The organism is Magnetospira thiophila, assembly GCF_054657015.1.
Window position 1 is genome coordinate 984,075 of the sequence record NZ_BAAHXF010000002.1, and the last position, 22,112, is coordinate 1,006,186.

Genomic DNA, 22,112 nt, shown 5'->3' on the forward strand with positions numbered 1-22,112 from the left:
CCATGGCGGAATTTCTGGCACCTGCCGGAACGGCCTTCGCCCTCATCGCCCTGGCCGAAATCGGCGACAAAAGCCAACTGGTCTGCATGGCCCTGGCGGCCCGCCACCGGCGCATGGCTCCGATCCTGGCCGGGGCATTGCTCGCCTTCGCCCTACTCAATGGGTTGGCGGTGATTTTCGGGGCCGCCCTGGCCGCCTGGATTCCCCGCTTCTGGCTGTTGCTGGCCGTGGCCTTGCTGTTTGCCTTGTTTGGCCTGAAGGAACTTTGGTCCGCCATACGTCCCGAGCCCAATGATGATGCAACGGCTCCGGTGACCGACCGGGGACTTTTTGTGAGCGCTTTTCTGGTGATTTTCTTGGCTGAACTGGGGGACAAGACCCAACTCGCCACAGCGGCGCTGGCCGGATGGCATCCGCCGTTGGCCGTTTGGGTCGGTGCCACCGGGGCTTTGGTTCTGGTCTCGGCGCTTGGCGTGCTGGTCGGGCGCACTTTGCTGACTCGTCTGCCCCTGCCCGTCCTGCACGGCGGCGGCGGCCTGATGTTCCTTGGCCTCGCCGGACTGGCGGCCTGGGAAGCCTGGAGCCTTTGAGAATTATCGCCGCGCGGCGACCCCCCGGCAGGCCATATAGAGCGCGGTGACAGCCGCATCGACCTTGGGCCGATCCAGATTGTCGAGGATGCAGGAGATGAACTGCGGATCGAGCCAGGGATTGGTTTCCGGAAAGCCCTGCTGCAGCGCCTGAGAGAGATTCTGTGGTGCCATGGTGCCATAGGGAGCCCCCTTGTAAGCCCCCCCGCCCAACGTCGGCGGCGTAACGGAAGGCGTGGAGTCGTAGGGCAGAGGCAACGGCAGATCCGGAGTTGGGACGCTTCCCCGGTAGCTTTCCGCAGAGTTGGATTCAAACGGCGGCGGGGGCGTGCCGTTATCGACTGACGGATACTGCTGCGCCAGCCCCGGAAAAGAAAGCCCCCCGAAGAGCATCCCCGCCAGCAAGATCCTTCGCATCACACGTCTCCCCAATGAATTGTCTTTCCGTCGGAAGGTGGCGGGCCGGTGCCGGGAAGTCAAGGCGAGGCCGATCCCAGCGCCGTTTCCACACAACAAAAAGGCCGGGGTCTCGCCCGGCCTTTTCGATGGCATCGGAGGTCTCGCTCAGAACCTCAAGGCCCGCGCGCGGGTCACATGGGGCAGGGCCAGAACTTTTTTGACCAGATCCTCGGTCACTTCTTGGTCCACTGACACCAAAGCCAAGGCACCCTTGTCATCCCGCCCCAGATGGAAGGTGGCGATGTTCAACCCCTCGTTGCCGAGCAGCGTGCCCAGGGCACCGATGAATCCGGGCTTGTCCTCGTTATGGATATAGAGCATGTGCGGGCTCAGTTCCGCATCCACGGCAATGCCTTCCATTTCGATGATGCGCGGCGCCCCGGCGAACAGGGTGCCGGACACCGACCGGTTGCGCTTTTCCGTGGTGATGCTCAGACGGATCAGGGTGTGATACTCGCAAGGGCCTTCGTTGCGAGTCTCGCTGACCGCGATGTCGCGCTCCTTGGCCAGTACCGGCGCATTGACCATGTTCACCGTGTCATCGAGCAACGGGGCCAGGATGCCGCGCAGGATCACCGCCGTGAGCGGCTTGGTATTGAGGTCGATGGCCGCCCCGGAATACTCGATATTGACCTTCAACAGGGCGGATTCGATGATCTGCCCGGCGAACGACCCCATCTGTTCCGCCAACTGCATGTACGGCTTCAGCTTCGGGGCGTCCTCGGCGGTCACGGAGGGCATGTTCAAGGCATTGGTGACGGCCCCGGTCAGCAGGTAGTCGGCCATCTGTTCCGCCACCTGCAGGGCGACTTTCTCCTGCGCCTCGGTGGTCGAGGCCCCCAGGTGCGGGGTGCAGACCACCTGTTCCATGCCGAACAGATCGTTTTCCTTGGCCGGTTCGTTCTCGAACACATCCAGGGCCGCCCCCGCCACATGGCCGGACTCGATGGCCTGTTTCAGGTCCGCCTCGACAACCAGACCGCCACGGGCACAGTTGATAATCCGCACGCCCTTTTTCATCTTCAGCATGGCGGAGGTATTGATGATGGCGCGGGTGGAATCGGTCAGCGGGGTATGCAGGGTGATGAAGTCGGAACGGGCGAACAGGTCGTCCAACTCGACCTTTTCGACACCGATCTCGGTGGCCCGCTCATCGGACAGGAAGGGATCGTAGGCCACCACCTTCATTTTCAGACCAATGGCTCGCTCGCAAACCGCCGAACCGATATTGCCGGTACCAATGACCCCGAGAGTCTTGCCCATCAGTTCGACCCCCATGAACTTGGACTTTTCCCATTTTCCGGCATGGGTTGACTGGTTGGCCTGGGGGATCATGCGGGCAGTGGACATCATCATGGCGATGGCATGTTCGGCGGTGGTGATGGAATTGCCGAACGGGGTGTTCATCACCACGATGCCCTTGGCGGTGGCCGCCGCCTTGTCGATGTTGTCGGTGCCGATCCCGGCGCGGCCGATGACCTTCAGGTTCTCCGCTGCGGCGATGATCTCGGCGGTGGCCTTGGTGGCGGAACGGATGGCCAGACCATCGTAGGCCCCGATGCAGGCCTTCAGTTCGTCGGGGGTCATGCCGGTCTTGACATCGACCTCAATTCCCCGGGCGCGGAAAATATCCGCCGCTTCGGGGGCCATCTTGTCGGAAATGAGCACTTTAACCATGATTGAATCTCCCTTGGCCTCCTCCTTTGACAAGCTCAGGATGAGGCACGGCAAGGAATCCCCTTTCTTCATCCTGAACTTGTCGAAGGACGAAGAAAGGGACTCCGATTGTTACGAATAGCTTTTCTGAACCTCGGCCAAAGCCCATTCGAGCCACGGCCCGAGGGCTTGCAGGTCGGCCGTCTCGATGGTGCCACCGGCCCAGATGCGCAGTCCCGCCGGGGCATCGCGGTAGGCCCCGATGTCGTAGGCCACCCCTTCGCCGTCGAGCAGCGACACCAGTTTCTTTGCCGCCGCCGCCTGATCCGCTGCTTCGAGGGCGGCAAACCAGGGCGCGGTGATCATCAGGCAGACCGAGGTATTGGAACGAATGGCCGGATCGGCGGCCAGAAATCCGAAATTCGGCGAGCCGTCGACAAAGGCTTCAAGCGCCTTCAGATTAGCCTGTGAACGGGCAATCAGCCCCTTCAGCCCGCCGACGCTCTCGGCCCATTTCAGACCATCCATGGCGTCCTCGATGGCCAGCATGGAGACCGTGTTGATGGTTGCGCCCTCGAAAACATCGCCCATCAGCTTGCCGCCCTTCGTCAGGCGGAAGATCTTCGGCAACGGGCGGTCCGGCGTGTAGCTTTCCAGCCGCTCAACGGCGCGCGGCGACAGCACCAGAATGCCGTGCTGCGCCTCGCCACCCAGCACCTTCTGCCAGGAATAGGTGGTCACATCCAGCTTGTCCCACGGCAAGTCCATGGCAAACGCCGCCGAGGTGGCGTCGCAGATGGTCAACCCGGCCCGGTCGGCCGCAATCCAGTCGCCATTGGGGACTCGAACACCGGAGGTGGTGCCGTTCCAGGTGAAGACCACGTCGCGATCAAAATCCACGGACTTCAGATCGGGCAGTTCGCCATATCCGGATTCCAGCACCCGCACGTCGGGCAGCTTCAATTGCTTGGTAACGTCGGTCGCCCAGCCCTTGCCGAAACTTTCCCAGACCAGCATGTCGACGCCGCGCGCGCCGAGCAGCGACCACAGGGCCATTTCCACGGCGCCCGTATCGGAGGCCGGAACGATGCCCAGCACATAGCCCTCGGGCAGGCCCAGCAGTTTCTTGGACCGGTTGATAACGTCCTGGATCTGCGCCTTGGCTGGTTTGGCGCGATGGGATCGTCCGACCAGCGCGCCGGACAGCGCCTCGATCGTCCAACCGGGACGCTTCGAGCAGGGACCAGAAGAAAAATTGGGGTTGGCCGGACGGAGGCCCGGCTTGCTGGCAGTGGTCATTTGGATATCTCTCCCTTCCAAAAAAGAAGGGTCTCACCCCGTTGGGAGGGTGCGGCCCACCGGCCTTCTACGCCCCTGTATAAAAGACGTCAAGAAAATGTGGATTCAACCCCTCCATGCGGTCATGCTGGGACCATGATCGACTCCGTCCCGCCCTCCACCGCCGCCCTGGAAATGGTGCTGACGACCCGACCCGATGACCTGGAAACCTTGGTCAATCTGGCCGGGCAACATCTGCGAGAGGGCAGATTCTCCGCCGCCCTGCCCCTGTGCAGGCGGGCCGCCCAGATTTGCCCCGACGAGGGACCGCTGTTCTATAACCTCGGACTGGTGCAACAGAATCTGGGCCAGTTCGAAGCCGCTCTGGAATCCTTCGAACAGGCGGCGACCCTGGCCCCCGACAATGCGGAAATCCGCAAGTCCCTGGGGCTCGCCCTGCTCCGCTTCGAGCACTGGACTCGTGGCTGGATGGAATTTGAACAGCGCTTCGGCACGGCGGAATATCGAGATCATCAACCGCCCCTGGCGGTGCGCTGGGACGGCAAGCCTTCGAAGCATGCCACTCTGCTGCTCTATACCGAACAGGGTATGGGGGACGCCTTGCACTTCATCCGATTCGCGCCCCTGGCTCGGCAACGTGTCGGACGGCTGGTCATTGGCTGCCCCCCCGAACTGGCACCGCTTTTGGCCCAGGCAGAAGGTGTCGACAAGGTGATTTCCTGGGGCGAGTCCCTGCCCCCCGTCGGCTTGCAATACCCCCTGTTGAGCCTGCCCCGGCTGTTCGACTTGAGCGGCGATGCCCTGGCGCGCACCGCCCCCTATCTGGCCGCCCCCGGCGAGGCACGCGCGCGTTGGGAAGACCGCCTGCCGAATGTTCCGACGCCCCGAATCGGGCTGGTCTGGCGCGGCAACGAGGCCCACGGCAACGATCGCTACCGTTCCATTGACTGGCCGACGCTGGCCCCCCTGACCGAACGGACAGACCTGGAGTGGATGAGCCTGCAAAAGGATGCACACCGCTGTCCCGCCAATATTCAGGACTTGGCACCACAGCTTTCCAATTTCGCGGAAACCGCCGCCGCTGTCGAACGGCTGGATTTGGTCATTACCGTCGATACGGCGGTCGCCCATCTGGCCGGAGCCCTGGGGCGTCCGACCTGGATTCTGCTGCCCCGGAACTCCGATTGGCGATGGGGCGTGGACCGGGAGGCGAGTATTTGGTATCCCTCTGTCCGGTTGTTCCGGCAACGGGACGGCGGCTGGGGTCCGGTTGTGGCCCAGGTCAAGGCGGCCCTGGCGCAGGAGTTTCCCGCATCCGGGTTGTCGCGCCCTGTCCCTTGAGCCCTCTGAAGGAGACCTCTGATGTCCGCACAGGTTCTAACCATCGCACAACAAAAAGGCGGCGCGGGCAAAACCACTCTGGCGGCACAACTGGCGGTCGCCTTCTCACGACAGGGTCATCGGGTGGCCCTGGTGGACATTGACCCGCAGGGCAGCCTAAGCAGTTGGCACGCGGTGCGCCAGGAACGCTTGGGCGAGACCAACAAGCTGCACCTCTCCGATGTCTCCGGCTGGCGACTGGGCAATGAACTCAACCGGCTGCGCGCCCACTTCGACATGGTCATCATCGACAGCCCGCCGCATGCGGAAACCGAGGCCAAGGCGGCCATTCGTGCCGCCGACCTGGTGCTGGTGCCGGTTCAACCCAGCCCCATGGACCTGTGGGCCACCCAGCCGACCATTGATCTGGCCCGTAGCGAGAATCGGCCTTTGCTCTGCTTGCTCAACCGGGTTCCGGCACGCAGCAAGCTGGAAACCCAGGTGCGGGCCAAGTTGCGCCAACAGGGCCTGCCGGTGGCCGCCACCGGGATCGGCAATCGGGCCGGTTTCGCCGCTACCATGATGGAGGGGTTGGGAGTCGCCGAGCGCGGGGGCCATCGCGCCGCCGCCGAAGAAATCCGCGCCCTGACCATCGACATCGCCAGCCGTCTCGGCACCGTTACCCCATAACGAAGGAACGCCCCATGGAACCCAACGAACTCTCCGCCCTGATGAGCGCCCTGCACGCCCTGGGGGCGATCATTTGGGTCGGCGGCATGTTCTTCGCCCATATGGCCCTGCGCCCGGCAGTTCTGACCCTGGAACCGCCAATCCGCCTGAAGCTGCTGAATCAAGTGTTTCCACGCTTTTTCGCCTGGGTCTGGGTGGCCGTGGGCACTCTATTGCTCACCGGCACGACCATCGTCCTGGTTGATTACGAAGGCTTCGCCAATGCCACCCATTCGGTATGGACCATGACCGCCGTCGGCACTCTGATGGCCGGAATCTATGTCTATATATATATGATCCCGTTCCAGGGATTCCGCGCGGCGGTCTTGGCGGAGAACTGGCCGGTCGCCGGAGCACGGATGGCAGTCCTTCGACGACTGGTCGGAGTCAACCTGATCCTCGGCCTGCTCACCTCAGCAATCGGTGCTTCGGGACGTTTTCTCGGTTAGAATTGCGTATTGAACAGATCATCTTTATTTCACAAAAAATCGTGGAATATTTTTTTGCCTCGCACCCTTGGATCTTTTGACTCAAACTGCTGCATAATTATCACACACATGTGCTTTCTCCTTTGACGTCATTGAAAGTGATATTTATCACTTTTTTTATAAATCAAAAGGTTATGATATTTTTTTGCCTCTAAACACCTAGGTTATTAGATTTTTCTAATGCATTGAATATGTTGCTTATTTGAGACTGCTCGTGTAGACAAGGAAATGAAATTGCAGAGATGTGCAACAAAACCTCGGCCGCGTTGCATATAGAGCAGAGAGTAGCAACCGAGCTGAAATACCCAAAACAGGGGGAAAAAGGAAATGCGCGTTATTCGTCATCTTATTGCATCGACCGCCTTGGTCGCTGCCGCCGTCAGCCTCTCCGGGCAGGATGCCCAGGCCACCAACGGCTTCCTGAGCCATTGTGTCGGCGTCAACAACTGCGGCATGGGCGGCGCAGGCATTGCAATGCCTCAGGACGCCACCGGTGCCGGCGTCAACCCGGCCTTGATGGGCAACATTCCTGATCAGGTCATTCTCTCCCCCGGTTGGTTCCACCCGGAACGCTATCGCGATCAGTCCAAAGTCAAAAATGGCTTCCCGTTCCAGGACCCCAAGGAATGGAGCCAGGTCGAGGACTTCGTGGAAGGCTCCATGGGCTTCAGCTCCAAGATTGACGGTGTATGGTCTTACGGTGTTTCCCTTTACGGTTCGGGCGGTATGCACACCAAGTACAACTCGCCCCGCATCAACACCACGGCTGCTGGTCAGGTGGCTGCCGGGGATTCAGAGGTCCGCTATCGCATGGGACATCTGGCGCCGACCGTGACCTACAAGACCGACCCCAAGACGACCCTGGGTGCCAGCCTGATCATCGGCTATTCGGATTTCCGCTCCAACTTCTCCAACTCCTCTTTCCGCCAGACTCCGGGTTGGCCCAATGTTGATCGGGCCTGGGGTCTTGGGGCCCGCTTCGGCTTCCTGCATGATTGGTCGGAGGACTTCACCGTCGGTGGTACGATCTCGACCCCCGTTTGGTTCCAAAGCTTTGACAAGTACAACGATCTGCTGAGTGGCTCCATCAATACCCCGATGACCGTCGGTGTGGGTGCTGTGTACCACTACACCCCGGAAACGGATATTGCCTTTGATGTCAAGTATCTCGGCTTCGGTCTTGAGCGCACCCTGTCCGAAGGTCCCGCTTGCGGCGGTGCCGGTGGCGCGGTTGGTGCTTGCCGTGGCGGTTTCGGCTGGCATAGCATTCCGGTGTTCACCGTCGGTGTGGAACATCGCTACGACATGGGCTTGACCGTTCGGGCCGGCTACAACTACGCCCCGTCGCCCATCGATCCGGAGTTCGTGTTCGCCAATGCCATGTTCCCGGCCGTTGTTGAGCATCACCTCTCCGTCGGTTCCTCTTACGCTTTCGATGAGAACTGGGAGTTGGGCGGCAGCTTCTTCTACGCCCTGGAGAACAACGTGACCGATAGTGGTCAAGGCGACAGCTTCAGCTGGATGGGCAAAGGCACCGAAATCGGCATGTGGCAGATGGGTGCTCAGGTGGGCGTCACCTACAAGTTCTGATCGTTCCTAACGATCACGCAGCAAAAAGGGCCGGACTTGTTCCGGCCCTTTTTCGTTGTTCAAAAATAAAATTCAGATATTGCTCACTCCACCAGCGCCGGAACCTTGTCTTCCCGGGTCGCCGGAGGCTGCGGGGAATCGGGATAGCTGAAAACCAGCTTGTTGCCCTCGACCGACACCACCACCGTGCCGCCCTTGGCCAGCTTGCCGAACAGCAATTCCTCGGCCAGCGGTTTTTTCACATATTCCTGGATCATCCGCGACAATGGACGCGCACCATAGAGCGGGTCGAATCCCTTCTTGGCCAACCAGGCCCGTGCCCCCTCGGAAAGATCAATAAGCACATTGCGGTCGCTCAGTTGGGCTTCCAGTTCCATGATGAACTTGTCGACCACCTGGGCCACCACTTCCGTGGACAGGCTGCTGAAGGGAATGATGGCATCCAGCCGGTTGCGGAATTCCGGCGAGAACATCTTCTCGATGGCTTCCGTGTCTTCGCCGATGCGATCCTCGCGACCGAACCCCATGGCCGGTTTGGCCAGATCGGCGGCCCCGGCATTGGTGGTCATGATCAGAATGACATTGCGGAAATCCACCGACTTGCCGTTATGGTCGGTCAGTTTGCCATGATCCATGATCTGCAACAGAATGTTGAACAGATCCGGGTGGGCCTTCTCGATTTCGTCGAGCAGCAACACCACATGGGGATGCTGGTCCACCGCGTCGGTGAGCAGGCCGCCCTGATCAAACCCCACATAGCCCGGCGGCGCGCCGATCAGCCGGGACACCGTATGGCGCTCCATGTATTCGGACATGTCGAAACGCACCAGTTCGATGCCCAGGGTCTTGGACAATTGCCGCGCCACCTCGGTCTTGCCGACGCCGGTGGGGCCGCTGAACAGATAACTGCCGATGGGCTTTTCCGGTTCGCGCAACCCGGCCCGCGCCAGCTTGATGGCTGAGGCCAGGGAAATAATGGCCTTGTCCTGACCGAAGACCATGGTCTTGAGGTCCCGTTCCAGGCTCTTGAGCGCCTTGGTATCGTCGCGAGACACGCTTTTCGGCGGGATGCGGGCGATCTTGGCGACGATCTCCTCCACGTCACGCACCGTCACCGTCTTGCGGCGCTTGTTTTCCGGCAGCAGCATGCGCGAGGCCCCCACTTCGTCGATGACGTCGATGGCCTTGTCGGGCAGCTTGCGATCATTGATGTATTTGGTCGCCAGCTCCACCGCCGAACGCAGGGATTCCGCCGTATAGCGCACCTTGTGATGGGCTTCGAAATAGGGCTTGAGGCCGCGCAGGATCTTCACCGTATCCTCGACCGACGGTTCGTTGACGTCGATCTTTTGGAACCGGCGGACCAGCGCCCGATCCTTTTCGAAATGATTGCGGAATTCCTTGTAGGTGGTGGAGCCGATGCAGCGCAGGGTCCCCGATGCCAGGGACGGCTTGAGTATGTTCGAGGCATCCATGGAGCCGCCAGACGTCGCGCCGGCCCCGATCACCGTATGAATTTCGTCAATGAACAAGATGGCCCCCTCGGTCGCCTCCAGTTCCTTCATCACCGCCTTCAGGCGTTCTTCGAAATCGCCGCGATAGCGTGTCCCGGCCAGCAAGGCCCCCATATCAAGGGCAAATATGATTGCATTTTCAAGAACCTCCGGCACCTTGCCCTCGACGATCAGGCGCGCCAGTCCTTCGGCGATGGCGGTCTTTCCAACCCCCGGGTCGCCCACATAAAGCGGATTGTTCTTGGAGCGACGGCACAGAATCTGGATGGTCCGTTCGATTTCCGACTCGCGGCCGATCAGCGGATCAATCTTGCCGTCCCGGGATTTCTGATTCAGGTTGACGCAATAAGCGTCCAGCGCCTCGCGGCCCTGCTGCACCCCCTCCTCTTCCGACTCGGTGCCCTCCTCGGCCCCGCGCACCGGGCGGCTTTCCGAGGCCCCCGGCACCTTGGCGATGCCGTGAGAGATGTACTGCACCGCATCGAAGCGGGACATTTCATGCAGTTGCAGAAAATAGACCGCATGGGACTCCCGTTCGGAAAACAGCGCCACCAGCACATTGGCCCCGGTGACTTCCTCACGCCCGGAGGACTGCACATGAATGGCCGCCCGTTGCACCACCCGCTGGAATCCGGCAGTCGGCGTGGGGTCCTCTCCGGCCCGACCGGTCACCAGGGTTTCCAGTTGCTCATCCACGAACGTCGTCAGATCCCGGCGCAGTTGTTCCGGGTCGACGCCGCAGGCCCGCATCACCGCCACGGCATCCGGATCGTCGATCAACGCCAGCAGGAGATGTTCCAGGGTCGCCAATTCATGGAGTCGCTCGGCCGCCAGGGCCAAGGCGCGGTGCAGAGTCTGTTCCAGGTTGCGGGAAAGCATGCGGGCTCAATCCTTTTCGATGGTGCATTGAAGCGGGTGTTGGTGTTCACGGGCTAAATCCATCACCTGGGTGGCCTTGGCTTCGGCCACCTCATAGGTGAAGACTCCGCAAACCCCCACGCCGCGCTGATGCACATGAAGCATAATCTGGGTCGCTTCTTCCTGATTCTTGTTGAAGAATCGCTCCAACACATGCACGACGAATTCCATCGGCGTGTAATCGTCGTTCAACATCAGAACCTTATACATGGCAGGCTTTTTTGTCTTGGGACGGGTTTTGACGGCCAAGCCAGGCTCCCGGCCTCGATCGTCGCCGTCGTCATCGCGTTCGCTCATCTGGTACTCCGACCGGTGGCTCGGCCCCGGCATCGCCTTGTTCAGTTCTGACTTTATAATATATGGGGCTTTGCCAGTGGGAAAAGCCCTGACTGTGTTTTTTACCTTCGCGTTTTCATCTGTCCTGCTACAATTCCCGGCAAGATATCCGACGATTCAGGGCCAACTCGTCAAAAAAACGGGACTCCATGACCAACGGAACGCCAGGGACAGAATCCGGAAATGCCAAGCCGCAGCGAAAGCCTAGAGCGGGATGAAGCCGGAGTGAATCGAAAGGGGATTCCCAAAGTCTCGCAATTCTGATTCAACATACTGGCTGGAAAAGGAGGCCAGTATGGATGACGAAACCCTATTCGAACGATCTCCGCGAGCGTGTGGTCGCCGCCGTTGAGGAAGGCGGCCTCTCTCGGCACCAGGCCGCGGCGCGGTTTGCCGTTGGTGTCAGTTCGGTCATCCGCTGGGTGACCCGTTTCCGCGAGACGGGCAGTGTTGCGCCCGACAAGATGGGAGGGAACCGGCCGAAGACAATCCGAGGAGAACACCGTGATTGGCTTATCCAGCGGTGCAAGGAGAAGGACTTCACGTTGCGTGGGTTGGTGGCGGAACTGGCCGAGCGCAAGGTGATGGTCGACTACCGCAGCGTCTGGGAATTCGTGCATGCCGAAAAACTGAGTTTCAAAAAAAAGCGTCCTTCCCAGGGAACAGGATCGGCCCGACGTGGCGCGTAAGCGTGAACAGTGGAAGGCGTATCAGGACCGGGTGGCCATTGATCGCCTAGTCTTCATCGACGAAACCTGGACCAAGACCAACATGGCGCCGCTCCGGGGATGGGCGCCGGTCGGCCAAAGGCTCGACGCCAAGGTGCCGTATGGCCACTGGAAAACCATGACCTTCCTCGCCGCGCTCCGCCACGACCGCATTGAGGCGCCCTGGGTTCTCGACGGGCCGATCAATGGCGAACGCTTCCGGGTCTATGTCGAGAAGGTGCTCATCCCCACCCTCAAGCCCGGCGATATCGTGGTCATGGACAATCTCGGCAGCCACAAGGGCGAAGCCATCCGCCGCCTCATCCGAGGCGCGGGTGCCAAGCTGTTCTTCCTGCCGAAATACTCCCCCGACCTGAACCCCATCGAGCAGGTCTTTGCCAAACTCAAGCATCTGCTGCGCAAGGAGGCCGCGCGCACCGTCGATGCGCTCTGCGAGGCCATCGGAAGGCTACTCGATGCCTTCCCGCCGCAGGAATGCGCCAACCTCGTCAGAAACGCCGGATATGGACCAACCTAAATTCATCCCGCTCTAACGCGGCGGTCAGCGATATTCGTCATCTTCAGCAAACCATCACCATTATGCGCGATGAGCTGGATCTCGCCGCCACCCACAAGAAGGAAGCGGTGGATGGCGCGACCACAGCGCTCAACAAGGAAATCGCCAATCTCGCGGCCTCCATCAGCACCATGCGGGAACGCCTGGAAGCGGCCGAAGTTGAAAAGGAAGCGGCGGTCCGCGCCGTGGCCACCAATCTGCAATCCGAAAACGAACGGCACCGGGAAACCATCGCCGAGTTGCGGACCCTTTTGGAAGCGGCCGATCAGCAAAGAGAGACCGAGGTCGAACGGGCGATAGTCGAAACCCGTTCTGAAATCGCCCAGCTTCGGGATACGGTCGGGGCACTGCGCAACCGTATCCAGAACATGGCCGCCGAGTGCGACAAGGCGGTCCAGTCGGCCCGCGAACTGAGTCAAAACGAGATGGCCATGCTCAATCAGTTGGTCGCGGCCCTACGCGATCAACTCGAAGTGGAGGCCGAGGACAAGCGTCGCGCCGTCGCCGAAGCCCAGGCCGAGTCCCATGGCGAGATCCTGCGACTGAACGAAACCATTCAGGCCCTGCGCGACCAGATGGAAAAGCAGGAAGATGAAAAACAACGCATCGGCAAGGAAGCGGCGTCTCTCGCCCAAAGTGAGATTCAGCAACTCAAGGCCGTGGCAACGTCCTTGCGCGACGAACTGGAACGGCAGAAGATCCTCCAGGATGAAAAGTTGCAATCCCAAATTCAGATCGCCGATGAGGAACAGCGGCACCTGAAAAAAACCATTGGCGTCCTGCGGGATCGCCTGGATTCCGTTGCCGCCGGACAGGGCGCGACGGATGCTTGAAGTCCATACATCGAAGGAAGGGTGAAGCGGTGGCGGTAAGCAAGGATACTCGAAAAGCCAAGGCCATGGAGGACATTCTGCGCCGGGTTTCGGTGGTGGAGACCCTGGACGAGGTGCTGGAGCAACTGGTCGATGTGACCACATTGCACCTGGATGCCGAACGCAGCACGGTGTTTCTCAATGACGAGGAAGCCGGAGAGCTGGTCGCCCGGGTCGCCCAGGGCTCCATGCGGCGCGAAATCCGCATCCTCAACAACACAGGAATCGCCGGTCACGTGTTCAGCCAGAAGCAACCGCTGATGGTCCATGACACCCATACGGATGATCGCTTCAATTCGGCGGTCGACGAGCAGACCGGCTTCGTCACCCGCTCGATCCTGGCCGCCCCGATCCGCACGGTCAAAGGGCATGTGATCGGTGTCGCCCAGGTGCTCAACAAGCGCAAGGGCCGATTCAGCAAGCTGGACCAGGATCTGCTCGAAGCCATGATGCAACACGTGGCCATCGCCCTGCGCAATGCCCAAACCATCGAGCGGGTCCAAAAAGCCCGCGACCAGGAGCGCGAATTCCTCGACGTGGTGGCCGAACTGACCGCCGAAATCGACCTCAATGTGCTGCTGCAAAAGGTCATGTACGAAGCCACGCACATGCTCAACGCGGAACGCTCGACCCTGTTTCTCAACGACGAGAAAACCAACGAGCTGTTTTCCCGCGTCGCCCAGGGCGATGGCGTCGGCGAAATCCGCCTGCCCAACCACATGGGCATCGCCGGCACGGTGTTCACGTCGCAAATTTCGGTCAACATTCCCCATGCCTACGCGGACCTGCGCTTCAATCCGGCGTTCGACAAGAAAACCGGATTTTTCACCCGCTCCATCCTGTGCGTGCCGGTGGTCAACAAGCGCGGCAAGAACATCGGCGTCACCCAGGTGCTCAACAAGCGCGGCGGCCCGTTCACCGAGGAAGACGAGCAGCGGCTCAAGGCCTTCAATTCTCAGGTCGCCATCGCCCTGGAAAACGCCAAACTCTTCGACGACGTGCAAACCATAAAGAACTATAACGAAAGCATGCTGCAATCCATGTCCAACGGCGTTTTGACCCTGGACGAAAACGGCGTGATTGTGACCTGTAACGCCGCCGGAATGCGCATTCTCAAGCATCGGTCGGAAGAAATCATCGGCTTCAAGGGCGACCAGATCTTCACCGGCCCCAATCACTGGATCATGGAAAAGATCGACAAGGTCCGCGACAGTCGGGAAACGGATATTTCCATGGACGCCGAAATGGAATGGCGCGGCCAAAAGGTCTCGGCCAACTTCACCGCCCTGCCGCTGATCAGTTCGGAACAGAAATCCATGGGCACGCTGATCATGCTTGAAGACATCAGCGCCGAAAAACGGGTCAAATCCACCATGGCCCGCTACATGGACCCCGGTCTGGCCGACAAACTGCTGGAGAGCGGCGAAGATCTGTTGGGGGGTCAGAACAGCAAGGCGACCATGCTGTTCACCGATATCAAGAGCTTCACCACCCTGTCTGAAGAACTGGGAGCGCAGGCCACGGTGTCGTTGCTCAACGAATATTTCACCATCATGGTCGAATGCGTCGCCAAGGAAGGCGGCATGCTCGACAAATATATCGGCGATGCCATCATGGCCGAGTTCGGCATTCCGTTGCCCCATGACGACGACGAGGACCGCGCCCTGCGTACCGGGATCGCCATGCAGACCCAATTGCGCGACTGGAACCGCGACCGGGTGCAACATGGCCGCCCGGAAGTGGGCATGCGGGTCGGCATCAATACGGACGTGGTGGTGTCCGGCAACATCGGCTCTCCCAAGCGCATGGATTACACGGTCATCGGCGACGGGGTGAACCTCGCCTCGCGTCTGGAAGCCGCCTGCAAGCAATACGGGGCGCATATCCTGATCAGCGAAAATACCCGCAAGGCCCTGCGCGGCACCTATCGAATGCGTGAAGTGGACCTGTTGGTGGTCAAGGGCAAGACTCAGCCGATTCCGGTTTTTGAAGTTCTGGACCATTATGACGACAGGGATTTCCCCAACATGATGGACGTGCTCGGCCACTTCCAGGAAGGGATCAAGAATTTCCGCACCGCCAAATGGGACAAGGCGATTGGCAAATTCAACGAGGCCATCGCCGCCAATCCGGGTGACAAATGCTCGAAAATGTACATCGAGCGGTGCGAACTCCTGAAGGCCAACCCGCCGGAAGGGGAATGGAACGGGGTCTGGGTCATGACGACAAAATAGGTCAATTTTCCGCCCTGATTTTGCCCTTCATTGATATAACATGACAGCGTCCCCATAGGTGCGCGTGATACTGATCGAGGAAAGAGATATCCCATGGAAAACCTAGACATGACCAAGATGCAGGAGACCATTCAGACCGTAATCGGGGACATCATGACCATGATCACCTCTTACGGGCTGGACGTAATCGGGGCCATCGGCATCCTGATCATCGGTTGGATCATATCCGGTTGGGCCAAGGGGGCTGTGGACAAGGGACTGAGCAAATTCGAGCGCTTCGACATCACGCTGCGCGGTTTTTTCTCCAGTATCGTCAAATATCTGGTCCTGACCTTCACGGTTGTTGCCGTGTTGGGCCAATTCGGCATTCAAACCGCCTCCATCATCGCCGCCTTGGGTGCTGTGGGCCTGGCCATCGGCCTGGCCTTGCAGGGCACGCTGTCCAATGTGGCGGCCGGGGTGATGCTGCTCATCTTCCGACCGTTCAAGGTGGGCGATTACATTGATGCCGGGGGGCACGCAGGCACCGTCAAGGCATTGAGCCTTTTCACGACCGATATGGCGACTCCCGACAATGTGCATATCGTGGTGCCCAATGGTCAGATCTGGGGCGGCTCGGTGACCAATTACAGCTTTCATAAAACCCGTCGCGTGGATTTCGCCATCGGCATCGGCTACGGCGCCGACATCGACAAGGCCATGAGCGCCCTGGAGTCGGTCATCGTCGCCGATCCCCGCGCCCACAAGGACCCCGCCCCGCTGATCGCCGTCGCCAACCTGGGCGACAACTCGGTGGATCTGGTGGTCCGGGTCTGGTGTGCCGCCAGCGACTATTGGGGCGTCAAATTCGACATGACCAAGGCGTTCAAGGAAAAGCTCGATGCCGAGGGAATCGAGATTCCCTTCCCGCAGCGGGTGATCCATATGGTGCAAGGCAAAGGGTAGGCTCTCTTAATCAGCCGATAAATTCTCGCCAATTGGCGGGAATCTCTATAGGATTCCGCCCATGGCTGAAAAACCGAGTATCGTCGGATCTTTGACATTGCGCACGGCCATCGTCGCCGTGCTCGCCGTTTTGTTGATTGGCGGCCTGTGGCTGCAAACTGAGATTCACGAATACGCCGAGGATGCCGAGCACCTTGAGCAAAACCTGATCGACGAGCAGAAGGAGCAACTCCGCAAGGTGGTGCATAGCGCCATTGCCCTCATCGACTATGGCCGTGCCAGTACCGAGGAACGGGTGCGACAAAGCCTGCGGGACCGAGTCGGCAACGCCCTCTCCATTGCCCAGAGTCTGTATGATCAAAATGTCGACCGCCTTTCCAGGACCGAGTTGGAAAAGCTGATTCGAGAAACCTTGCGCACCCCTCGCCATGACGGAGGCCGAGGCTATTTCTTCGCCTTCGATACCCAGGGGATCGAGCAACTCTTCCCCCTCCGCCCGGAGTTGGAAGGCCAGAGCATGCTTTCCTTGAAAAGTGCCCACGGGGAAATGGTAGTGCAAGACATGCTCGACCTGATCGCCCGCGAGGGGGGTGGATACTATAAATACCACTGGGACAAGCCGGGCCAGGAGCAAGCCGATTTCGAGAAACTCTCCTATATCCAGCTGTTCGAACCCCTGGGCTGGGTCATCGGGACCGGCGAATATCTGGACGATGCGACGGCGGATACGCAGCAAGATGTGCTGGCGCGCATCGAACAGATCAGATTCGGCAACCAGGGTTATGTCTTTGTGGGCACATTCGACGGGATCTCCAAAACCGAACCCAACAAGGGCAAGAATGTGATCGACGTGACCGACGTCAACGGATTGAAGATCGTGCAGAACCTGATTGCCATCGCCCAACAGGGCAACGGCTTTCTCACCTATGTCATTCCGGCCTTCGGTGATCGCCCCTCCGGTCCTAAAATCAGCTATGTCACCGGCGTCACCGATTGGCAGTGGTATGTGGGCGCAGGCACCTATATCGGCGACATCGAACGAACATCCCGTCAGCGCAAACAGGAACTGCAAGAACGGATCATGTTTAACGTCTTGCAAACCTTTGGCATTTTATTTCTGTTTTTGTTGATGATCGGATGGACGGTGCGCAGGACCCGCCTGAAAGCCGAACGCATTCACGGGCGTTTCGCCGACTTCTTCGCCCGCGCCGCACAGGGCACCGAGCGCATTGATGCCGACGCCATGGAGTTCCAGGAATTCCAAAGGCTCGCCACCTCGGCCAACCAGATGATCGGGGCGCGCAAACAGGCGGAGTACAATCTCAGACTGACCAAATTCGCCGTCGACCACAGCGCCGACAGCGTGTTGTGGATCAACGACGAAGGCCTTGTCTTCGCGCTCAACGAGGCCGGGGAAAAATTATTCCGCGCGACCTCCGAGACGCTGATGAACCTCGCCCTGGCCGACCTGATCGACCTTCCGGACTCCCAGGACTGGCCGGCCTTCTGGGCGCATATCACGCAAACGGATTCGGCCACCTGGGAAGCCTTCGCCCACCCCGCCACCGGGGACGACATTCCGGTGGAAGCGGTGGCCAACTACCTGCATTTCGATGGCCGCCAGTATGTCTGCGCCATTGTCCGCGATACCTCGGTACGGCAGCAGACGGAACGGGAATTGAAACGCAAGACCATGCTGTTGGAAAAATCCAACGCCGAACTCAAGCAGTTCGCCTACGTGGCCTCCCACGATCTGCAAGAGCCGCTGCGCATGATCACCAGCTACCTGCAATTGCTGGACCGCAAATACGGCCAGGACCTCAACGAGGACGCCCACGAAATGATGTCCATCGCCGTTGATGGCGCGTCCCGCATGCATCGCATGATCAATGCGCTGCTGGCCTATTCGCGGATCGAACGCTCAATGAGCAAGTTGGGTCCGGTGGACATGGCGGTCGTGGTGCGCGATGCCCAGATGAATCTGGAAATGTCGATCCACGAATGCGGGGCCGAACTGCTGATCGACCCCCTGCCGAAAGTCCAGGGGGAACATACACAACTGGTCAGCCTGATGCAGAACCTGATCGGCAACGCCATCAAATACCGCAAGCCGGAACGAACCCCGGTCATCCAAATCGGGGCCACCCGCCAAGGCGGATTATGGGAATTTCACATCACCGACAATGGAATCGGTATCGAACGGCAATACCTGGAACGCATATTCGTCATCTTCCAACGCCTGCACCAGAGGGAAGATTACGAAGGCACCGGCATCGGTCTGGCCATTTGCCGACGGATCGTCGAGCATCTGGGCGGGCGCCTGTGGGTCGAATCCACACCGGGTCAGGGATCGTCGTTCCGCTTCACCCTCCCCGCGCTCTGAGCGGTCTCAGGTTTTTCCACCATATCAAATGTTTCGAATGTGGAATTCATGAATCATTTGTTGCACCCTCCTCTGAGGGGGGATAGCCTCATGGATGCTCTGGTAAAGTGTAAAATGAGGTGGTGCTACAGGAATGGATTTCGAAGCGGTCTGCCATCAGATTGAAAAGACCTTTGCCCGCTTGAGCCCGCAACTCAAACAGGCGGCCCGATTCGCCCTCGACCATCCCGACGATGTGGCCCTGCAATCCATGCGTAGGTTGTCCGCCATGGCGGCGGTCCATCCCTCCACCATGGTGCGCTTGGTCAAGGAACTGGGCCTGGACGGCTACACGGCCTTTCAGGAGCCGTTTCAGTCTCCCGCCTTCGCAAACGACCGACCGCTGCCTACAGCCGGGATGCCCGCTCCCTGCAACAGGATCGCCCGACGGTGATCGAGGCCAGGCTGAAGGATGTGCTCCAGCAGGGCCAGAACCTGCACGAGGAGATCCTTCACAGCATCGGTCTGGAGACCCTGAACCAGTGCGCCAAACAGCTTCAGCAGGCCCGCCGGATCTATGTGGCCGGTGTGCGGAGCTGCTATCCGGTGGCCTATTATTTTCATTATGCCTGCCGCATGTTTCTCGACAACGTCACCCTGCTCGACGGCCAGGGGGGCACCTTTGCCGATGAATTGCGCCGCATCGCCCCGGAAGACGTGCTTTTGACCATCAGCTTTCAGCCCTACTCGCGCCAGGTTGTCCGTGCGGTGGATTATGCCGTGGAGCATGGGGCCGGGATCATCGCCCTCACCGACAGCCCGCTGTCACCCCTGTTGCGTTCCGACAAGCTGACGCCGCTGATTCTTCCCGCCGTGCCGCCGTCGTTTTTTCATGGCGTCGTCCCGGCCATGGCCGTCGTCCAGGCCCTGGTAATGCTGCTCATCACCCACGGCGGAGCCTCCGCCCTGTCCGGACTGTCCGACAGCGAATCCCAATTGGACGCCTTCGAAGCCTACTGGCTCGAAGGCGAACCGCGCAGCAAAGGTCTGGTTTCATGAACCATGTGTTTCATCGGGCCCCCAAGGAAATCCTGCCGCGAGCGGTGGGCGGCGATGGCATCTATGTGATTGCCTCGGATGGTGAACGCTATCTGGATGCCAGCGGCGGCGCAGCCGTGTCCTGCCTCGGCCACAGCAACGAAACCGTTCGCCGTGCCATTCATGCCCAAGTGGACAAGCTGGCCTACGTGCATAGCGGCTTTTTCACCACCGACGTGATGGAACAGTTGGGGGATCGACTGGTCACCCTGGCCCCGGCTGGCCTGGAGCGGGTCTACTTTCTTTCTGGCGGTTCGGAAGCCATGGAGGCGGCACTCAAGCTGACCCGGCAATATTTCCTGGAAATCGGCCAACCCCAGCGGACCCGCATCATCTCCCGCCAGCAAAGCTATCACGGCAACACCCTGGGTGCCCTGGCGGTCGGCGGCAACAAGCAGCGCCGCGCCCCCTTCGAGCCCCTGCTGATGGAGGGGGTCAGCCACATCTCCGCCTGCAATCCCTATCGTTATCAGGCGGCGGGGGAGAGCCTCGAAGCCTACGGCCTGCGCGCCGCCAACGAGCTGGAAAGCGAACTGTTGCGGGTCGGCCCGGAGACGGTCGGGGCTTTCGTCGCCGAAACGGTGGTCGGAGCCACCGCCGGAGCCCTGGTCCCGGCCCCAGGCTACTTCAAGCGCATCCGCGAGATTTGCGATCAATACGGTGTCTTGTTGATTCTCGACGAGGTCATGTGCGGCATGGGGCGCACCGGCAGCCTGTTTGCCTGCGAGCAGGAGGGCGTCGCTCCCGACCTGTGCACCATCGCCAAGGGTCTGGGGGCGGGCTATCAGGCCATCGGGGCGCTGCTGGTCTCCGGCACCATCTTCGACAGCCTGCTTGGCGGCAGTGGCTTTTTCCAGCATGGACATACCTATATGGGCCATGCCACCGCCTGTGCCGCGTCCCTCGCCGTGCTCGACGTCATCGAACGCGACCACCTGTTGGAGAATGTGCAGAACCAGGGCGCGTTACTGACCCGCCTGCTGCACGAGGCTTTCGACGGCAATCCCCATGTGGGCGATATTCGCGGCCGCGGCCTGTTCCAGGCCATCGAACTGGTCGCCGACCGCGAGACCAAACAGCCCTTCGAGCCCGCGCTCAAACTCAATGGCCGAATCAAGCGTCAGGCCATGGCCCGCCATATGATGTGCTATCCTTTCGGCGGCACGGCGGACGGCCAGCGGGGCGATCATGTGCTGCTGGCGCCACCGTTCATCGTCACCGGGGAACAGATCGCCGACATCGTCCAACGTCTTAAGGATTCTGTGGCGGCGGCGCTCGCTGAAATCGTGACATAAGTATCGTCTATGCCGGAGACGCCTCGTCGGCAGCACCCGGTTTCCACAATACCAAAGCCGACATTCAAGTGTGTAATATGCAATTAAAACGGGAGAATTAAAATATGAATACCCTCTTTAAAGGAACCCTGCTGGCCGCGACCGCTGCCGTTGGGATGAGCCTGGGCACCGCTCCGGCGGTCGCCGCCACCGACATTCTGATCGGCGGCGGGTCGGTCACCGGCGTCTACTATCAAGTCGCCCTGCAAACCTGCGCCTTGATGAATAAGCATTCCGGCGGCAAGTACAATTGCGTCGGTCGTCCGGCGCTGGGCTCCTCGTTCAATATCAATGCGGTTGATCGCGGTCTGCTCGATTTTGGTGTCGCCCAGTCCGATGTCCAGTCCCAGGCCTGGAACGGCGAAGGCGAATGGGACGGCAAGAAAAAGGAAAACATCCGCGCCGTTTTCTCCATGCATCCGGAACTGCTCTATGTCATGACCACCAAAGACTCCGGCATCAAGAGCATTGCCGACATGAAGGGCAAGACCATCAGCATCGGCAACCCGGGCTCCGGCCAGCGCGGCATGGCCTTGACCGTCCTGCCCATGTACGGCATCGACCCGGATAAGGACATCCAGGCCGAAGGCCTGCAACAGAATGAGGCCTCGCGGGCCTTGATCGACGGCAAGGTCGATGCCTTCTTCTACTCGGTGGGTCACGGCTCCGCCGCCATCGAGGAACCGGCCAATTCCGTGGATGCCGCCTTCGTGCCGGTGAACAGTGATGCCATCAAGGAAATGGTGGCGAGCAAGCCCTACTACGTCATGTCCACCATCCCGGCCGGCATGTACAAGGGCGTCGATACCGACACCGAGACCTATGGCGTGAAAGCGACCGTGGTGGCCTCTGCGGCGGCTTCCGATGAGATGGTCTATGATTTCGTCAAGACCATCTTCAGCAATCTGGACGAACTGAAGAAAACCCATGCCGCCTTCAAGACCTTGAACCCCAAGGAAATGCTCATGGGTCTGAGTGCGCCGCTGCACCCCGGTGCGGAAAAGTACTACAAGGAAATGGGCTGGATGTAAGTCCGACATCGGGGAGTGTCCTTCGGGCACTCCCCGCTCTTCTTTCCAATGCA

General features: G+C 60.1%; 19 protein-coding genes. 14 read left to right on the forward strand and 5 right to left on the reverse strand.

Translation table 11 applies throughout. The features are described from left to right. The first annotated feature begins 2 nt into the window (after positions 1–2). The gene (locus ACYQ1P_RS14430; protein ID WP_460021040.1) at positions 3–590 is read left to right on the forward strand and encodes a TMEM165/GDT1 family protein; all 588 of its coding nucleotides are present in this window, start codon (positions 3–5) and stop codon (positions 588–590) included. 3 nt (positions 591–593) lie between these two features. Here the strand turns inward: ACYQ1P_RS14430 and ACYQ1P_RS14435 are convergent, their stop codons facing one another. From ACYQ1P_RS14435 to ACYQ1P_RS14445, 3 genes are all read right to left on the reverse strand, one after another. Then, positions 594–1,007, reverse strand: coding sequence for a hypothetical protein (locus ACYQ1P_RS14435; RefSeq protein ID WP_460021041.1), 414 nt, complete (start codon positions 1,005–1,007; stop codon positions 594–596). Between the two features lie 147 nt (positions 1,008–1,154). Beyond that, on the reverse strand, positions 1,155–2,726 hold the full coding sequence (serA, locus tag ACYQ1P_RS14440) for a phosphoglycerate dehydrogenase (protein ID WP_460021042.1): 1,572 nt from the start codon (positions 2,724–2,726) through the stop codon (positions 1,155–1,157). 111 nt (positions 2,727–2,837) lie between these two features. Beyond that, positions 2,838–4,004, reverse strand: coding sequence for a phosphoserine transaminase (locus tag ACYQ1P_RS14445; protein WP_460021043.1), 1,167 nt, complete (start codon positions 4,002–4,004; stop codon positions 2,838–2,840). Positions 4,005–4,139: 135 nt separating this feature from the next. Between ACYQ1P_RS14445 and ACYQ1P_RS14450 the strand changes: the two genes are divergently transcribed. From ACYQ1P_RS14450 to ACYQ1P_RS14465, 4 genes are all read left to right on the forward strand, one after another. Then, the gene (locus ACYQ1P_RS14450) at positions 4,140–5,345 is read left to right on the forward strand and encodes a tetratricopeptide repeat protein (protein WP_460021044.1); all 1,206 of its coding nucleotides are present in this window, start codon (positions 4,140–4,142) and stop codon (positions 5,343–5,345) included. A gap of 21 nt (positions 5,346–5,366) precedes the next feature. Further along, positions 5,367–6,014 carry a ParA family partition ATPase gene (gene parA, locus ACYQ1P_RS14455; protein WP_460021045.1) on the forward strand — a complete coding sequence of 216 codons (648 nt, stop codon included), beginning with the start codon at positions 5,367–5,369 and terminating at the stop codon, positions 6,012–6,014. A gap of 14 nt (positions 6,015–6,028) precedes the next feature. Continuing rightward, positions 6,029–6,502, forward strand: coding sequence for a CopD family protein (locus ACYQ1P_RS14460; RefSeq protein ID WP_460021046.1), 474 nt, complete (start codon positions 6,029–6,031; stop codon positions 6,500–6,502). A gap of 366 nt (positions 6,503–6,868) precedes the next feature. Next, positions 6,869–8,131, forward strand: coding sequence for an OmpP1/FadL family transporter (locus ACYQ1P_RS14465; RefSeq protein ID WP_460021047.1), 1,263 nt, complete (start codon positions 6,869–6,871; stop codon positions 8,129–8,131). Between the two features lie 83 nt (positions 8,132–8,214). Here the strand turns inward: ACYQ1P_RS14465 and clpA are convergent, their stop codons facing one another. Next, positions 8,215–10,524, reverse strand: a complete 2,310-nt coding sequence (gene clpA / locus ACYQ1P_RS14470; RefSeq protein WP_460021048.1) for an ATP-dependent Clp protease ATP-binding subunit ClpA — start codon at positions 10,522–10,524, stop codon at positions 8,215–8,217. 6 nt (positions 10,525–10,530) lie between these two features. After that, the gene (clpS, locus tag ACYQ1P_RS14475) at positions 10,531–10,860 is read right to left on the reverse strand and encodes an ATP-dependent Clp protease adapter ClpS (protein WP_460021049.1); all 330 of its coding nucleotides are present in this window, start codon (positions 10,858–10,860) and stop codon (positions 10,531–10,533) included. 338 nt (positions 10,861–11,198) lie between these two features. Here clpS and ACYQ1P_RS14480 point away from each other — a divergent pair. From ACYQ1P_RS14480 to ACYQ1P_RS14520, 9 genes are all read left to right on the forward strand, one after another. Then, positions 11,199–12,144 (forward strand): IS630 family transposase gene (locus ACYQ1P_RS14480; protein ID WP_460018340.1). Its coding sequence is split into 2 segments (ribosomal slippage): positions 11,199–11,537 and positions 11,539–12,144, totalling 945 coding nucleotides; the frame shifts between segments, so codons are not numbered across the junction. A 62-nt stretch (positions 12,145–12,206) separates the two neighbouring features. Beyond that, a complete protein-coding gene (locus tag ACYQ1P_RS14485) occupies positions 12,207–13,016 on the forward strand; it encodes a coiled-coil domain-containing protein (protein ID WP_460021050.1) in 810 nt (269 codons plus the stop codon). A gap of 29 nt (positions 13,017–13,045) precedes the next feature. After that, complete coding sequence (locus ACYQ1P_RS14490) at positions 13,046–15,289, forward strand: GAF domain-containing protein (protein WP_460021051.1); 2,244 nt, start codon at positions 13,046–13,048, stop codon at positions 15,287–15,289. A 93-nt stretch (positions 15,290–15,382) separates the two neighbouring features. Then, the gene (locus ACYQ1P_RS14495) at positions 15,383–16,234 is read left to right on the forward strand and encodes a mechanosensitive ion channel family protein (RefSeq protein ID WP_460021052.1); all 852 of its coding nucleotides are present in this window, start codon (positions 15,383–15,385) and stop codon (positions 16,232–16,234) included. A gap of 61 nt (positions 16,235–16,295) precedes the next feature. After that, complete coding sequence (locus tag ACYQ1P_RS14500; protein ID WP_460021053.1) at positions 16,296–18,617, forward strand: cache domain-containing protein; 2,322 nt, start codon at positions 16,296–16,298, stop codon at positions 18,615–18,617. Positions 18,618–18,750: 133 nt separating this feature from the next. Further along, on the forward strand, positions 18,751–19,050 hold the full coding sequence (locus ACYQ1P_RS14505; RefSeq protein WP_460021054.1) for a MurR/RpiR family transcriptional regulator: 300 nt from the start codon (positions 18,751–18,753) through the stop codon (positions 19,048–19,050). Further along, positions 19,047–19,655 (forward strand): MurR/RpiR family transcriptional regulator, encoded by a 609-nt coding sequence (locus ACYQ1P_RS14510; protein WP_460021055.1) that lies wholly within the window; start codon positions 19,047–19,049, stop codon positions 19,653–19,655. The genes ACYQ1P_RS14505 and ACYQ1P_RS14510 overlap by 4 nt, the downstream gene beginning before the upstream one ends. Then, a complete protein-coding gene (locus ACYQ1P_RS14515; RefSeq protein WP_460021056.1) occupies positions 19,652–20,989 on the forward strand; it encodes an aspartate aminotransferase family protein in 1,338 nt (445 codons plus the stop codon). Before ACYQ1P_RS14510 ends, ACYQ1P_RS14515 begins: the two co-directional genes overlap by 4 nt. A gap of 104 nt (positions 20,990–21,093) precedes the next feature. Beyond that, positions 21,094–22,059, forward strand: a complete 966-nt coding sequence (locus ACYQ1P_RS14520; protein WP_460021057.1) for a TAXI family TRAP transporter solute-binding subunit — start codon at positions 21,094–21,096, stop codon at positions 22,057–22,059. The last annotated feature ends 53 nt before the right edge of the window (positions 22,060–22,112 follow it).